The organism is Frateuria defendens (assembly GCF_001182895.1).
Taxonomy (GTDB): Bacteria; Pseudomonadota; Gammaproteobacteria; order Xanthomonadales; family Rhodanobacteraceae; genus Frateuria_B; species Frateuria_B defendens.
Genome location: NZ_LFQR01000004.1, coordinates 26,104 through 39,903 on the forward strand (window position 1 = coordinate 26,104; position 13,800 = coordinate 39,903).

Annotated in this window: 12 protein-coding genes and 2 pseudogenes; 12 read left to right on the forward strand and 2 right to left on the reverse strand. The window is 67.4% G+C overall.

What is annotated here, in order from left to right:
* Window positions 1–100 precede the first annotated feature (100 nt).
* From ACH65_RS00510 to ACH65_RS00525, 4 genes are all read left to right on the forward strand, one after another.
* Entirely contained in the window at window positions 101–1,093 is a 993-nt protein-coding gene (locus ACH65_RS00510) for an aldo/keto reductase (protein WP_049620608.1), read from the forward strand.
* A gap of 236 nt (window positions 1,094–1,329) precedes the next feature.
* Window positions 1,330–2,157 carry an NADPH-dependent 7-cyano-7-deazaguanine reductase QueF gene (gene queF, locus ACH65_RS00515; RefSeq protein ID WP_049620609.1) on the forward strand — a complete coding sequence of 276 codons (828 nt, stop codon included), beginning with the start codon at window positions 1,330–1,332 and terminating at the stop codon, window positions 2,155–2,157.
* 118 nt (window positions 2,158–2,275) lie between these two features.
* Window positions 2,276–2,881 (forward strand): hypothetical protein, encoded by a 606-nt coding sequence (locus ACH65_RS00520; protein WP_049620610.1) that lies wholly within the window; start codon window positions 2,276–2,278, stop codon window positions 2,879–2,881.
* Window positions 2,882–3,050: 169 nt separating this feature from the next.
* On the forward strand, window positions 3,051–3,254 hold the full coding sequence (locus tag ACH65_RS00525) for a CsbD family protein (RefSeq protein ID WP_049620611.1): 204 nt from the start codon (window positions 3,051–3,053) through the stop codon (window positions 3,252–3,254).
* Window positions 3,255–3,349: 95 nt separating this feature from the next.
* Here the strand turns inward: ACH65_RS00525 and ACH65_RS19490 are convergent.
* Window positions 3,350–3,460 (reverse strand): annotated as a pseudogene (locus ACH65_RS19490) (transposase); the annotation flags it as partial.
* A 258-nt stretch (window positions 3,461–3,718) separates the two neighbouring features.
* Here ACH65_RS19490 and ACH65_RS00530 point away from each other — a divergent pair.
* The 5 genes and pseudogenes from ACH65_RS00530 to ACH65_RS00545 all read left to right on the forward strand — a co-directional run bounded on the left by ACH65_RS00530 (window position 3,719) and on the right by ACH65_RS00545 (window position 9,196).
* On the forward strand, window positions 3,719–5,317 hold the full coding sequence (locus ACH65_RS00530; RefSeq protein ID WP_153242411.1) for a glycoside hydrolase family 32 protein: 1,599 nt from the start codon (window positions 3,719–3,721) through the stop codon (window positions 5,315–5,317).
* Window positions 5,318–5,428: 111 nt separating this feature from the next.
* Window positions 5,429–5,596 (forward strand): hypothetical protein, encoded by a 168-nt coding sequence (locus ACH65_RS19495; RefSeq protein ID WP_153242412.1) that lies wholly within the window; start codon window positions 5,429–5,431, stop codon window positions 5,594–5,596.
* Window positions 5,597–5,845: 249 nt separating this feature from the next.
* Window positions 5,846–7,084 carry an acyltransferase family protein gene (locus tag ACH65_RS00535; protein ID WP_336884791.1) on the forward strand — a complete coding sequence of 413 codons (1,239 nt, stop codon included), beginning with the start codon at window positions 5,846–5,848 and terminating at the stop codon, window positions 7,082–7,084.
* 149 nt (window positions 7,085–7,233) lie between these two features.
* Window positions 7,234–8,197: pseudogene (locus tag ACH65_RS00540) on the forward strand (IS1595 family transposase).
* A gap of 96 nt (window positions 8,198–8,293) precedes the next feature.
* Window positions 8,294–9,196 carry an XdhC family protein gene (locus ACH65_RS00545; protein WP_049620612.1) on the forward strand — a complete coding sequence of 301 codons (903 nt, stop codon included), beginning with the start codon at window positions 8,294–8,296 and terminating at the stop codon, window positions 9,194–9,196.
* A 54-nt stretch (window positions 9,197–9,250) separates the two neighbouring features.
* Here ACH65_RS00545 and ACH65_RS00550 read toward each other — a convergent pair whose 3' ends face one another.
* Entirely contained in the window at window positions 9,251–10,147 is an 897-nt protein-coding gene (locus ACH65_RS00550) for a LysR family transcriptional regulator (RefSeq protein ID WP_049620613.1), read from the reverse strand.
* A gap of 376 nt (window positions 10,148–10,523) precedes the next feature.
* Here ACH65_RS00550 and ACH65_RS00555 point away from each other — a divergent pair, with 376 nt between their 5' ends.
* The 3 genes from ACH65_RS00555 to ACH65_RS00565 all read left to right on the forward strand — a co-directional run bounded on the left by ACH65_RS00555 (window position 10,524) and on the right by ACH65_RS00565 (window position 13,716).
* Window positions 10,524–11,633 carry an alpha/beta hydrolase gene (locus tag ACH65_RS00555; protein ID WP_153242413.1) on the forward strand — a complete coding sequence of 370 codons (1,110 nt, stop codon included), beginning with the start codon at window positions 10,524–10,526 and terminating at the stop codon, window positions 11,631–11,633.
* Window positions 11,634–11,704: 71 nt separating this feature from the next.
* Window positions 11,705–12,922 (forward strand): MFS transporter, encoded by a 1,218-nt coding sequence (locus tag ACH65_RS00560; protein WP_082190061.1) that lies wholly within the window; start codon window positions 11,705–11,707, stop codon window positions 12,920–12,922.
* A gap of 50 nt (window positions 12,923–12,972) precedes the next feature.
* Entirely contained in the window at window positions 12,973–13,716 is a 744-nt protein-coding gene (locus ACH65_RS00565; protein WP_049620615.1) for an SDR family oxidoreductase, read from the forward strand.
* Window positions 13,717–13,800: the final 84 nt, after the last annotated feature.

Below are 13,800 nucleotides of genomic sequence, written 5' to 3' on the forward strand. Positions count from 1 at the left end.
GCCGACAATCGTTTCACGTTTTCCCCTCTGCACGATCTCCCGCGCCGGCGCGCGCCTGCCGGCGGCGTTTTCCCCGTCCCTCACCTCACGGAGCACCGCGATGCAAACCCGTCTCCTCGGCAAGCACGGCCCCGCCGTTTCCGCCCTCGGCCTCGGCTGCATGGGCATGAGCGATTTCTACGGCGTGCGCGACGACGCCGAATCCATCGCCACCATCCACCACGCCCTCGACCGCGGCCTTACCCTGCTCGACACCGCCGACATGTACGGCCCGTACACCAACGAGGAACTGGTGGGCCGCGCCATCGCCGGGCGCCGCGACGAGGTGTTCCTGGCCACCAAGTTCGGCATCGTGCGCGATCCCAACGACCCCAGCGTGCGCGGCGTCAGCGGCCGGCCGGAGTACGTGCGCGCCTCCTGCGAGGGCAGCCTCAGGCGGCTGGGCGTGGACCACATCGACCTCTACTACCAGCACCGCGTGGACCCCAGCGTGCCGGTGGAGGAAACCGTGGGCGCGATGGCCGACCTGGTGGCCGCCGGCAAGGTGCGCTACCTCGGCCTCTCCGAAGCCTCGGGCGCCACGCTGGAGCGCGCCGCCACGGTGCACCCGATCGCCGCGCTGCAGGTGGAGTACTCGCTGTGGACGCGCGACCCCGCGCAGAACGGCATGCTCGACGCCTGCCGCAGGCTGGGCGTGGCCCTGGTGGCCTACTCGCCGCTGGGCCGCGGCTTCCTCACCGGCGCGCTGCGCTCGCCGGCGGATTTCGACGCCGACGACTACCGCCGCCACAGCCCGCGCTTCCAGGGCGAGAACTTCGCCCGCAACCTGGCCCTGGTGGACAAGGTGAAGGCGCTCGCCGACGAGAAGGGCTGCACGCCCGCGCAGCTCGCGCTGGCCTGGGTGCTGGCGCAGGGCGAGGACGTGATCGCCATCCCCGGCACCAAGCGCCGCGACCGCCTGGACGACAACCTCGGCGCGCTCGACGTGCGGCTCTCGGCGCAGGAACTGGCCGCGATCGACGCGGTGTTCCCGCCCGAGGCGGTGGCCGGCCCGCGCTACCCCGAGGCGATGATGAAGCTGGTGAACGCCTGAGCCCCCGTCGACGATCCTGCCACCGATGAATGCCCCTCCCCCTGCTCGCAGTGCTCGCAGGGGGAGGTCGGGAGGGGTGAGGCCTCGCCTCGAGGCAAGGGCTCACTCTTCTCCCCTCCCCTGCAAGCAGGGGAGAGATCGGCTGCCCCGAAACTCCCACGGCCGATACGGCGGGCTTTCCCGCGGCGGCGGCATGCCGCGGCGCCGCGCCGGGCGCCACCCTCTAGAATGGCCGCATGAGCACGCCCGACCATTCCCCCCTCGGCAAGGCCACCGTCTACGCCGACCGCTACGACCCCGGCCTGCTGTTCCCGATCCCCCGCCAGCCCAAGCGCGCGGAGATCGGCGTGCACGGCGCGCTGCCGTTCCACGGCGTGGACATCTGGAACGCCTACGAGCTCTCCTGGCTGGACGCGCGCGGCAAGCCGCACGTGGCCGTGGCCGAGTTCCGCGTGCCGGCCGACTCGCCCCACATCATCGAGTCCAAGTCCTTCAAGCTGTACTTGAACGGCTTCGCGCAGGAGCGCCTGGCCGATGCGGACGCGCTGCGCGAGACGCTGGCGCGCGACCTCGCCGCCGCCGCCGGCGCGCCCGTCGCGGTGACGCTGGGCGCGCCCACCGCGCGCGCCTACGCCTTCGCCGACCTGGACGGCGCCTCGCTCGACGCGCAGGACCTCGACCTCGACGACTACGGCCCGCCCAAGGCCGGCTACCTGCGCGCCGAGGCGGGTGCGACCGAAGTCGAGGAAACGCTGGTCTCCGACCTGCTGCGCTCGAACTGCCCGGTCACCGGCCAGCCCGACTGGGGCAGCGTGCAGATCCGCTACCGCGGCGCGCCGATCGACCGCGCGGGCCTGCTGCGCTACCTCGTCTCCTTCCGCACCCACAGCGAATTCCACGAGCAGTGCGTGGAGCGCATCTTCGTGGACCTCATGGCGCGCTGCACGCCCGCGCAGCTCAGCGTGTACGCCCGCTACACCCGCCGCGGCGGGCTGGACATCAACCCGTTCCGCAGCAGCGAGGCGGGCGCGGCGCCGGCCAATCCGCGCGGGGCGCGCCAGTGAGCGAGCCGTGAAGGCCGGCGCGCGCCGCTAATCCTCGCTTCATCCCGGCGGCGCTAGGGTTTGGGCTCCCCGGGCCGCGCTTCGCCGCGGCCGCCACTACCGGATCAAGGGACAGTCCATGAAACGAGTCGCCCTCTCCCCGCTCCTGCTCGCCGCGCTGGCGCTCGCCGCCTGCGGCAAGCAGGAAAACCAGGCGCCGGCTTCCGCCCCTTCGCCTTCCGCCACCGCCAACGCACCGGCGCCCGCCGGCACGGCGCCGGCCCGCCCCGCCACCACGCCCACGCCGGCCGCCCCGGCCAGCGCACCGGCTGCGCCGGCCCCGGCCAGCACGGCGCCGGCAGCCGCCGGCACCTCCGCCAGCGCCGCGCCCGCAGATCAGGGCTTCCGCGTCGACAGCGTGCAGCTCGGCGACGCGGTTACCGCCGCGCACAAGGTCCGCACGGTGAAGGACAGCTTCGAGCCCGGCCAGAAGACCCTCTACGCTAGCGTCGCCACCCTCGGCAAGACCGCCGGCGCCACGCTCAGCGCGCGCTGGAGCTATCTGGAAGGCAAGGGCCAGCCGGTCAGCACCATCAGCCAGTCGATCGCCACCGACGGCCCGGCCATCACCACCTTCAAGGTGCTGAACCCCAATGCCTGGCCGGAGGGCAAGTACAAGGTGGAGATCTCGCTCGACGGCAAGCCGGTCGCCAGCCAGACCTTCCAGGTGAAGGCCTCCTCCTGACCGCACTGCCCGCGGCCCCCCTCGAGGCGCCCCACGGGGCGCCTTTTCGTTGCCGGCGTAATGAATCGATGAGGCGGATGCCACGCCACCTTTACGCCGCGGCGAGTCCAATCACAGAGCGGTGCCGTCCCTCATGCACCGCGCATCCCCTCGACCAAGAGGCTTCACCATGAACCAGGACACCATCCATGGCCAGTGGAAACAGCTGGCCGGCAATATCCGGCAGAAGTGGGGCAAGCTCACCGACGACGACCTGAAGGTCGCCGAAGGCGACGCGGAATACCTCGCCGGCAGACTGCAGGAGCGCTACGGCATCGCCCACGACGAAGCGGAGCGGCAAGTCAGGGACTTCGAGCGCAGCCTGCGCCACTGATCCCCCCAACCGATAGGACCTTATCGACGCCGGCAGTCCGAGGCTGCCGGCGTTTTCAGTTTTCCGCGCCGGCGAAAACCCACCGCAGTGCTTGTGTTCAACGGCATCATCAGCAGTCGCTCGCTGCGCACGCTCTCGACCACCTGCAGCAGCGAGGCGCGCAGCAGCCGTTCCGGCGGGATCGAGGTGCGGCCACAGACCGCATAGCCCGGGCGATGGCTTCCTGCGGGACGTGCCCGGGACCGCGTTTTGCGTCGGGCGGTTGATGATAGGTTCCTCGTAGTTCAGGGGGCGCCCATTGCTGGGCGGAAAGTCGCTTTGACGAAACTGGCGCGGCGATAGCCGCGAGCTTGCTGCTTATCACGGACGTATCCAGGTCTTTGTGGATCGACTCCAGAGGCGTTCCTGACGCCGCCCGGCACGACAGCCGGGCATCACGACAGAAAGCTGAAGAGAGCACGTCCATGACCATCAAGCTATTCCGATCCCCTATGCCTCAAGGGGCGCAACGCATTGCCGTGACAGCCGTAGCCGTCTTCGCAGGCATGTTTGGTAGCCACGCACCCGCCGCCGCCGAGGACTTGCAGGTGAGCGCCGCAGGGCTCGGCGAGCTGCGTCCCGCCGTGCACCTGACCTCGGCGAGCGGCTGGATGAACGATCCCCAGCGTCCGTTTTTCCGCGATGGCCGCTGGCATCTGTATTACCTCTACAACGAGGATTACCCGAACGGGAACGGCACCGAGTGGTACCACGTCACCTCGACCGACCTGGTCCACTGGTTCGACGAGGGCGTGGCGATCCACAAGTACACGCTCGGCGACGGCGACATCCAGTCCGGCAGCGCCGTCATCGACGTGGACAACACGGCCGGATTCGGCGCCGGCGCGATCGTTGCCGTGGCGACGCAGCAGTTGAACGCCGTACAGACCCAGTCGCTGTTCTACTCCACCGACGGTGGCTACACCTTCGCGCAGTACGCGGGCAATCCCGTCCTGCGCAGCCCGGTGGAGGGCGCGGACTTCCGCGATCCGAAGATCACCTGGGACGCGGAGCATTCGCGCTGGCTGATGCTCATCTCCGAGCCGCACAAGGTCGGCTTCTACACCTCCACCAACCTGCGGCAGTGGAATTACCTGTCGGGGTTCGTACGCGACGACCTCGGCATCATGGAGTGCCCGGAGCTGTTCCGCATGGCGGTCGACGGCGATCCCTCGCGCACGACCTGGGTGCTTGCGACCGGTGCGAACGGGTTCAATTACGGCATGAATTCCGGCTATGCCTATTGGACCGGCAGCTGGGACGGAACGAATTTCCACCCCGACCAGGCCGAACCCCAGTGGCTCGACAACGGGTCGGACTTCTACGCGGCCATCACCTGGACCGACCCGCGGCAAGCCGCCGAAGAGCAGCTGCGCACCCGATATGCCATCGGCTGGACGAACAATTGGGACTATGCCCGCCGCCTTCCTGCCAGCGAATGGGGTGGCAGCCACCTCTCGCTCGTGCGCGAGGTGCACCTGCGGGATATCGATGGCCGGCTCACGCTCACTTCGCGGCCCGTCGACGCGGTCAACGCGCTCGAGGGCGCGCAGGCCCGCACCGAGCAGCTGTTGATTGGCCACGGCGAGACCTGGGCGGTGCCGCAGCCGACGAGTCCCGCCTACCGATTGCGCGCCTCGATCGCGCAGGACCTGTCCAATCCGGCGAAGGAGGTGCGGCTGAAGCTCAAGACGGACGGCACGCACTTCGTGACCGTCGGCTATGACTTCGCCACCCAGACGGCATTCATGGTCCGCGACCAGGATGCGATCGCCGACCAGCTGACCGAGGTGTACCGCCACGGACGCACGATCCGCGTCCGGCCGCGCAATGGCGTGATCGATCTGGACGTCATCGTCGACCGTAGCTCGGTGGAAATGTTCGTGAACGGCGACGAGCACGCGCTGAGCGCGGTCGCGTACGGCGCAAACGGCATCACGGCCGAGGCGTTCGACGGACTGGCCATCATTCAGTCGATGAGCGTCACCGAGCTTGCGCCGGCTCCACCGGTGCGCCAGCCCTGAACAGGCCGGCGACGCGGGGCGAAGCCGGCGTCGTTCGGTCGCCAGGGTGGCTTTGAGTTCAAGGACCGCCGGGGAAGGCTGCAGGCCTCGTTCGCGCAAGAACACAGGCTTATGTTCGACGTGGCTGGCCAGGACGTTGGCCGCCATACGCTCGCATGGAACCTCGGCCCCGGCAGCCGGCTCAACCAGCGCACCTCACTCCTGCTCGACTACGTCGGGGAACGCTTCAGCCGAAGCGTGACGCACGGCCTCCTGCTGGGCGTGGCCCATGCCTTCTAGCCGCGGACCGCTGGTGTGGCCGGGTGGCCTGAACGTGTTCGGGCTGCTCCGGCCACGCGCCCCGGAAGCCTTCCACGCCGGTGCTCATGATCTGTCTGTAGCCCGGCCTGCCGCACGGCCGAGGTTGGTGAAATCATCCAAACGGCCTATCACGCTGCGGATTAACGCCGCCTCCACGGCCTACGCGCTCGACTAGACAACTATATCCGCACCCGCTCTCGCGCCCTTCATCGGTCACAGGGGTGAAACATGGCTTTCCTGGCTTATCGCGAAACGTTCGGCCGACTGGTCCGGGGAAGCGCCCAGGCGCCCTCGCCGGCTGAGCTATCGCAGGTCATCAGCTTCGCCCGCATCATGCTCATCGTCGGGCTGGTGTTCCTGCACTACCAGAAGTTTCCCGATTCGAACGTGTCGCCCTTCGTCGGCGTGGACCTCGCGCAGAACCCGCTGGCCACCTTCGTCAACAGTTTCATCCTGTTCTTTTTCTTCAGCGTGGTGCCGCTGCTGAGCATGGTGTCGGGCTGGCTGTTCTTCACCTTCGATGCGAACGCGGCCGGTGCCGGCCTGCGCCACCGCATCGGCAAGCGCTTCACCTCGCTCTATCTGCCGATGGTGTGCTGGAACGCGCTGTTTCTGCTGGCGCTGGGCGCGCTGTTCCTGCTCCGGCCGCACTACCCGCTGCTCGGCGAACTCAACATTCGCTTCGACCGGGCCGGCGCGATGGACTACGCCAACGCCCTGTTCGGCCTCACCCGGCACCCGATCGGCTTCCAGTTCTGGTTCGTGCGCGACCTGTTCGTGACGGCGCTGGTCAGTCCGCTGCTGTGGCTGTCGCTGCGGCGCGCGCCCTACCTCGGCATGGCGGTGCTGGGCGTCGCGTGGCTGGCGGGCAGCGGGCTGGGCCTCTTCTTCCGCACCGACGTGGCGTTCTTCTTCTACCTGGGCGGCTTCCTGCGCCTGCGCAACACGCCGCTGCACATCGGCGCCCGCACGGCCTGGGCCGTCATGGCGCTTTACGTGGCGCTGGTCACCCTGCGGACCCTCGCACCGTGGCTGATCGACATGAGCGGCGACCGCCCCGACCTCATCACGGCGGCCACCCGCGCGATGCGGCTGGTGGGCGTGGTCGCCTGCTGGGGTGTGTTCCTGCAGATCGCCCTCACCCCGCTCGGCGCCTTCGTCGCCCGCTACGGCGGCCTGGCGTTCTTCCTGCACGCGGCGCATTACCCGCTGATCGCCGAGGTAAAGCTCCTGTTGTGGCCGCTGCTGCCCGCCGCCACGGACGGCTGGCTGGTGGCGCACCTGGTGGCGAGCGTGCTGGTCACGGTGGCGATCGGTATCTCGCTCGGCCTGGTGCTGGCGCGCGGCGCGCCGAAGGTGTTCGCCCTGATGAACGGCGGGCGCTCGGGCACGGGGCCGCAAAATCCCAACGTGGCGGTGGCAACGCCACCGCTGACGGCCGCCAAAGATTCGCTGGTCGGCTCCTAGCAGGCAGCGGCATGTCCCTGCAGCAGTTTGGCCGTCTCCTGCGCGTGCATGGCGGCACAGGCCGTCGCTTTCTACGCCTCCGACACCGACCTCGAAACCTTTCGCTCGATGGCGCGGGCCACAAGAAACCCCGCATGACGCGGGGCGCGATGGCGATGAATCGTGTGCAGTGCCAGCCGGGCCTGTCGATGGTGGAGTCCATGCAGCAGTACGGTGCCGAGGCGACGTGCTACCGCCCGCTGTACCGGGCGCGCTGGCCGCAGGGCTTCCGCTGCCCGGCCTGCAACGAGCGCCGGCGCTCGCGTTTCCGCCGCGGCGCGCAGGTCTATTACCAGTGCCGCACGTGCCGGCACCAGACGACCCTCCTCAGCGGCACGATCTTCCAGGCGACCAAGCTGCCGCTGCGCACGTGGATGCTGGCCATCCACCTGCTGACCTCGACCAAGACCAGCCTGGCCGCGCTGGAGCTGATGCGGCACCTGGGCGTGAACGACAAGGCGGCCTGGCGCATCAAGCACAAGGTCATGCAGGCCATGGCAGAGCGGGAGGCACCGCGCCAGTTGTCCGGGTTCGTACAGATCGACGACGCCTACTTGGGCGGCGAATGCAACGGTGGCAAGCCCGGCCGCGGCTCGCCGAACAAGCAGGCGTTCCCGATCGCGGTGGAGACCGATGCCATGCTGGAGCCTCCGGCCCATGCGGTCATCGAGCCGGTGCGCAGCTTCGACGATGAGAGCCTCAAGGACTGGCAGCGGCGCCATCTGGCGCCGGACGCCGAGGTCTTCAGCGACGGTCTGCACGGCTTCCGCCGCGTGGCCGACGCCGGGCATGCCCACACCGTGTTGGAAACGGCCGGCGAACGAGCGGCCTGCGTGGTGCGCGGCGCACGCTGGGTCAACGTGCTTGCTGGGCAACGTCAAACGCGCCATCAGCGGGAGCTACCACGCCATTGGTCAGGGTAAGTACGCGCTGCGCTATCTGGCTGAGGCGGCGTATCGTTTCAACCGCCGGTTTCGCCTGCGCGAGATGGTGCCGCGCCTGGCTCGGGCCATGATGCTGTGCAAGCCCCATGCAGAACCGGTCCTGCGGATGGCCAGCCCTTTTCATGGCTGAGGGTCGGAGCTAAACAGGTTATTCAATGGCCTTCATGCTTCCACTCAACAGTATTCACCCCTATGGGTGCGATATCCCTGATAGTCTCGGAAGCACATGCTCACGTCCGTTTCGCCACGACCCGCTTTTCTGACCGACGACAGCGCCACGATCCTGCGCTTTGCGGTGGACGCCATCGCGTCTGGGGCCGTTGCCGCGCTGGTGACGCTGGTGGAGATCCGCGGCGGCTCAGCTCGGCGGCTAGGTTCACAGATGGCGGTACGGGAGGACGGCTGCTACTGCGGTTTCGTCTCCGGCGGCTGCACGGAGGCCGCGGTCGCCACCGAAGCGCTCGAAGCGATCGCCGCAGGAGAAGACCGCCGGGTCAGCTTCGGGCAGGGATCAACCTACTTCGATATCGTACTGCCCTGTGGCGGCGGCATCACGCTGGATATCCACGTCCTGCGTTCGCCGCAGCCTTTGTTGGCGGTGCTGGCGGCACTCGACGCGCGCACTCCGGCGGGCCTGCGCTATGCCCCTGGCCCGAATACGCTCGAATACGTTCCGCGGGAACTCGTCAACGGCTGGAACGGCCCGTGCTTCGACATTGGCTACCGCCCGCGGACGCGCTTGCTGCTCTACGGCCGCTCCATTGAGGTCGAGGCGACGGCGAAGCTGGCGCAAGCGGCCTGCTATGAGGTGCATGTCAGCGACGGCAGCAATGCTCGCTCGACATCCACGCTCATCGACGCGGATTCGGCGGTGGCGCTGCTGTTCCATGATCTCGACCGGGAACTGCCGGCGCTCCGCGCGGCGCTCGCGGCGTCGCCTTTCTACATTGGTGCGCTTGGCAGCACCAGGACACATCAGCGCCGGATCAAGGCGCTGGCCGAGCTCGGCTACAGCGAACGCGACATTGCGCGAATCAAGGCACCGATCGGCATTTTCTCCAAGGCTCGCGATGCACACGCGCTCGCGCTATCGGTACTGGCCGACCTAGCGGCTGCGAGAACCGAGTAGCCCAGTGCAATGCGAACGACGTCGACCACCCCGTAGCCGCCGCCGCCGCAACGGTCAGGCGCCGTTACGAACGCGTAGCGCGTCGAGAACCAACGAGAAGGCCGGCGACGGATGCCGGCGGCTCGGGTAGTAGAGGTGATAGCCGGGAAACGGCGGGCACCAGTTCTCCAGCACGCGCACGAGGCGCCCCTCCTCGAGGTACGGGGCGAACTCCGCCTCCGGCAAGAAGGCGATCCCCAGCCCGTCGAGCGCGGCCGCCACGATGTGCGGCGAGGTGTTGATCGTCACCTGCCCTTCGACGCGCACCTCCAGCGCGCGGCCGCGACGCTCGAACTCCCAGGCGTAGAGCCCACCGCCGACCTGTCGCTGGTTGATGCAACGATGGCGCGTCAGATCATCCGGTGTCTTCGGCGGCAAGTGGCTGGCGAAGTAGGCGGGCGACGCCACCGCCGCCATCCGCAGCTTCGGCCCGATCGGGACGGCGATCATGTCCTTGTGGACACGCTCGCCCAGGCGCACGCCGGCATCGAAGCGGTCCGCGACGATGTCCCGCAGGCCGTAGCTCACATCGAACTCGACGTTGACGTCTGGATAGTCCCGGAGCACGGGCGCCAGCTTGGGCCAGATCGTCGTGCGCAGGACATGATCGGAGCAGGTGATGCGCACCGTACCGGCCGGCTTGTCGCGCATGGCCGTCAGCGCGTCCAATTCCGCCTCGATCTCCTCGAAGCGATGCCCGATGGCCTGCACCAGGTGCGCCCCGGCCTCGGTCGGAGCGACGCTGCGCGTCGTCCTCGTCAGCAGCCGGATATCGAGGCGCGCCTCCAGCGCCCGGATGGTCTGGCTGAGGGCCGACTGGGTCACGCCCAGCACGGCGGCCGCGCGCGTGAAGCTGCCTTCCCGGGCCACCGTCACGAAGGCGAGCAAGTCGTTGAGGTTGCGCTTGGCCATGGCGTTTTCCAAGAAAATTAATTAGATCAACTAATAGCTTCTTTAAGTTTTCATTATCTAGTCAAGGTCTCGCGCGCCCGCGAAAATGCCCGACATGGATACGACGCGCCCGATGCCTGCCGTCGGAGCCATCGCACAAGCTGTCCGCACGGGACGCGCCTGATGGCTGGCCTCCCATGGCCGGCGAGCCGACCAGCTACGTGCATTAGGACAACTTGGCGATTTTCATCAAGGGTTGCTCCCTATTCGTGAAGCCTGCCGCCGCTGGGCAAGCTGGATGAGGGCCTGGCCATCCTGGCGCAACCCGGACCGTACGAGGTGCGGATCGAGCGCGCCGAGCTTGACCGCCTGATTTGCATCGATGAGGAATACAACCATGTCTGACCCGCGAGACATCAAGCGGCGCGACTTCCTGAGCGCAGTGGGCACCGGCGTGGCCGCGCTGGGCGTGCTATCGATCACCGGCGGTGCGCTGGCCGCATCGCCCGCGCAACCCCAGGCACAGGCGCCAGCGAAACCCGCCGACGCGGACAACTTCTACACGAGCGACCTGGTCGGCGTGCGGAAGGTGCGCTTCAAAAACCAGTACCAGATGGACGTAGCGGGCAACCTCTACGTGCCCAAGTCGTTGGACCCCAAGACCAAGCATGCGGCCCTGGTCGTCGGGCACCCAATGGGCGCGGTCAAGGAGCAGAGCGCGAACCTGTACGCCACGAAGATGGCCGAGCGCGGCTTCGTCGCGCTGTCCATCGACCTGCCGTGCTGGGGCGAAAGCGAGGGGGCGCGCAACCGTGTCTCGCCGGACCTGTACGCCGAGGCATTCAGCGCGGCGGTCGATTTCCTCGGCGCGCAGCCGATGATCGACCGCGAGCGCATCGGCGCCATCGGCATCTGCGGCAGCGGCAGCTTCGTCATCAGCGCGGCCAAGATCGACCCGCGCATGAAGGCGATCGCCACCGTGAGCATGTACGACATGGGCGCGGTCAACCGACACGCGCTGCGCGAGTCGCTGACGCTGGAACAGCGCAAGGCCATCATCGCCGAGGCGGCGCACCAGCGCGACGTGGAGTTCGCCGGCGGTCCGCTCAAATACACCAGCGGCACGGTGCATGAATTGACCGCGCAGTCCACTCCGATCGAGCGCGAGTTCTACGCCTTCTACCGCACGCCGCGCGGCGAGTTCACGCCCGCAGGCGCCACGCCGCAGACCACCACGCACCCGACGCTGACCAGCAACGTCAAGTTCATGAACTTCTACCCGTTCAATGACATCGAGACGATCTCGCCGCGCCCGCTGCTGTTCATCAGCGGCGACCAGGCTCACTCCAGGGAGTTCAGCGAGGACGCCTACCGGCGCGCGGCGGAGCCGAAGGAGCTTGTCTGGGTTCCAGGGGCCGGCCACGTCGATCTGTACGACCGCGTGGGGCTGATTCCCTGGGACAAGCTGACGGCGTTCTTCCAGAAGAACCTGGCGAGGCCCGCCTGAGCGTGCCTGCCGCGTCCCACCGCTGCTTTCCATGATTCCCCATTGAGCCATTTGAAAAGTCAGGGCCTTTCATGACAACCACCGTAACCCCCGCGGGCACTTCCCATGAAACACAAGTGCATTCGGCATCCTGGAGTGGCGTCTTCGCCATGTCGGTTTGCGCGTTCGCACTGATCGCATCGGAATTCCTGCCCGTCAGCCTGCTGACGCCCATGGCCAGGGACCTCCATGTCACCGAAGGCATGACCGGCCAGGGCATCGCCATCTCCGGCGCGTTCGCCGTGCTCACCAGCCTGTTCATTTCGGCGCTGGCCGGCAGCCTGAACCGCAAGACGCTCCTGCTGGGGCTGACGGCCGCGATGGGGGTATCCGGCGCCATCATCGCGCTGGCGCCGAACTACTCGACCTACATGCTGGGTCGTGCGCTGATCGGCGTGGTCGTGGGAGGCTTCTGGTCCATGTCGGCAGCCACGGCCATTCGGCTGGTGCCGGCGCGCGATGTGCCGCGCGCCCTGGCCATCGTCAATGGCGGTAATGCGCTGGCCACCGTAGTGGCCGCGCCGCTGGGCGCCTACCTCGGCAATGTCATCGGCTGGCGCGGCGCCTTCCTGTGCCTCGTGCCGGTGGCCCTGATTGCATTGGCCTGGCAATGGAAAACGCTGCCGTCCATGCAGGCCGCAGCGCGTGCGCCCGGTATCGGCAATGTGTTCAAGATATTCACGCTGTTCGCACGCCCCGGCGTCACCGTGGGCATGCTGGGCAGCAGCCTGCTGTTCATGGGGCAGTTCTCGTTGTTCACCTACGTGCGGCCGTTTCTGGAGACGGTCACGGGAGTGCATGGCGCCACGATCTCACTCCTCCTGCTCGTGATCGGCGCGGCGGGCGTTATCGGCACCGTACTCGTCGGCAGGGTTCTGCAGCGGGGCTTTTACCAGACGCTGATCTTCACCCCGCTGCTGATGGCCTTGACGGCGCTGGCCCTGATCGCATTTGGCGGCTGGGTCGCCATCGTCGTCGCCCTGCTTGGGCTGTGGGGATTGACGGGCACCTCGGCTCCCGTGGGCTGGTGGGCCTGGATCGCCAGGGTCTTCCCGAAGGATGCCGAGGCGGGCGGCGGCCTGTTCGTCGCCGTGGTGCAGATGTCCATCGCGCTGGGCTCCACCGTGGGCGGCCTGTTGTTCGACCACCGCGGCTACCAAAGCACATTCGTCGTGAGCGCGGCGCTGCTGACGATCTCCGCTTTCCTGACCTTCATGACCGCACGCAGCACGGCGGCGCACGCCGCCTGAGCACGGCTTCGTCACCGACTTGGCCGTAGCCTGGATTGGGAGAAAACATCATGATCAAAGATAAAGTCATCATCATCACCGGCGCATCTTCCGGCATCGGCGAGGCAACGGCCAAACTGCTCGCAAGCAAGGGCGCCAAAGTTGTGCTCGGCGCACGACGCGAAGCGAAGCTGAAGCAGCTGACGGACCAAATCAGGCAGAGCGGAGGTCAAGCGGTCTACCAGGAATTGGACGTGACCAGGCCACAGGAGAACGAGAGCATCGTCAAACTGGCCAAAGAGGAGTTTGGCCGCGTGGATGTCATCTTTTTGAATGCGGGCCTGATGCCCAACTCGCCGCTGTCCGCGCTGAAGACCGACGACTGGCACCAGATGGTCGACATCAACGTCAAAGGCGTTCTGAACGGGGTGGCGGCGGTGCTGCCGGCGTTCCTGGAGCAGAAATCCGGCCACGTCATTGCGACTTCTTCGGTTGCCGGACTCAAAGCCTATCCGGGCGGCGCCGTCTATGGCGGAACGAAATGGTTCGTGCGTGACTTCATGGAAGTTCTGCGCATGGAATCGGCCATGGAAGGAACCAACATCCGTACGGCGACGATCTACCCGGCCGCCATCCATACCGAGTTGCTGACGACGATCAGCGAAAAGGAAACGCTCAACCAGATGCAGGGCATCTACGACAGGTACGGCATCTCCCCGGAGCGGATCGCCAACGTCGTGGCCTTTGCGATCGATCAGCCCGAGGACACCACGATCAACGAGTTCACGGTGGGCCCCGCGAACCAACCCTGGTGAGCGCATTGCCTTGACGCGGCCTTTCGCCAAGGCCGCGGCCATGCCGCAAAGCGGGCGCCAGCTTGCCACGGCGATCGCTGCGGC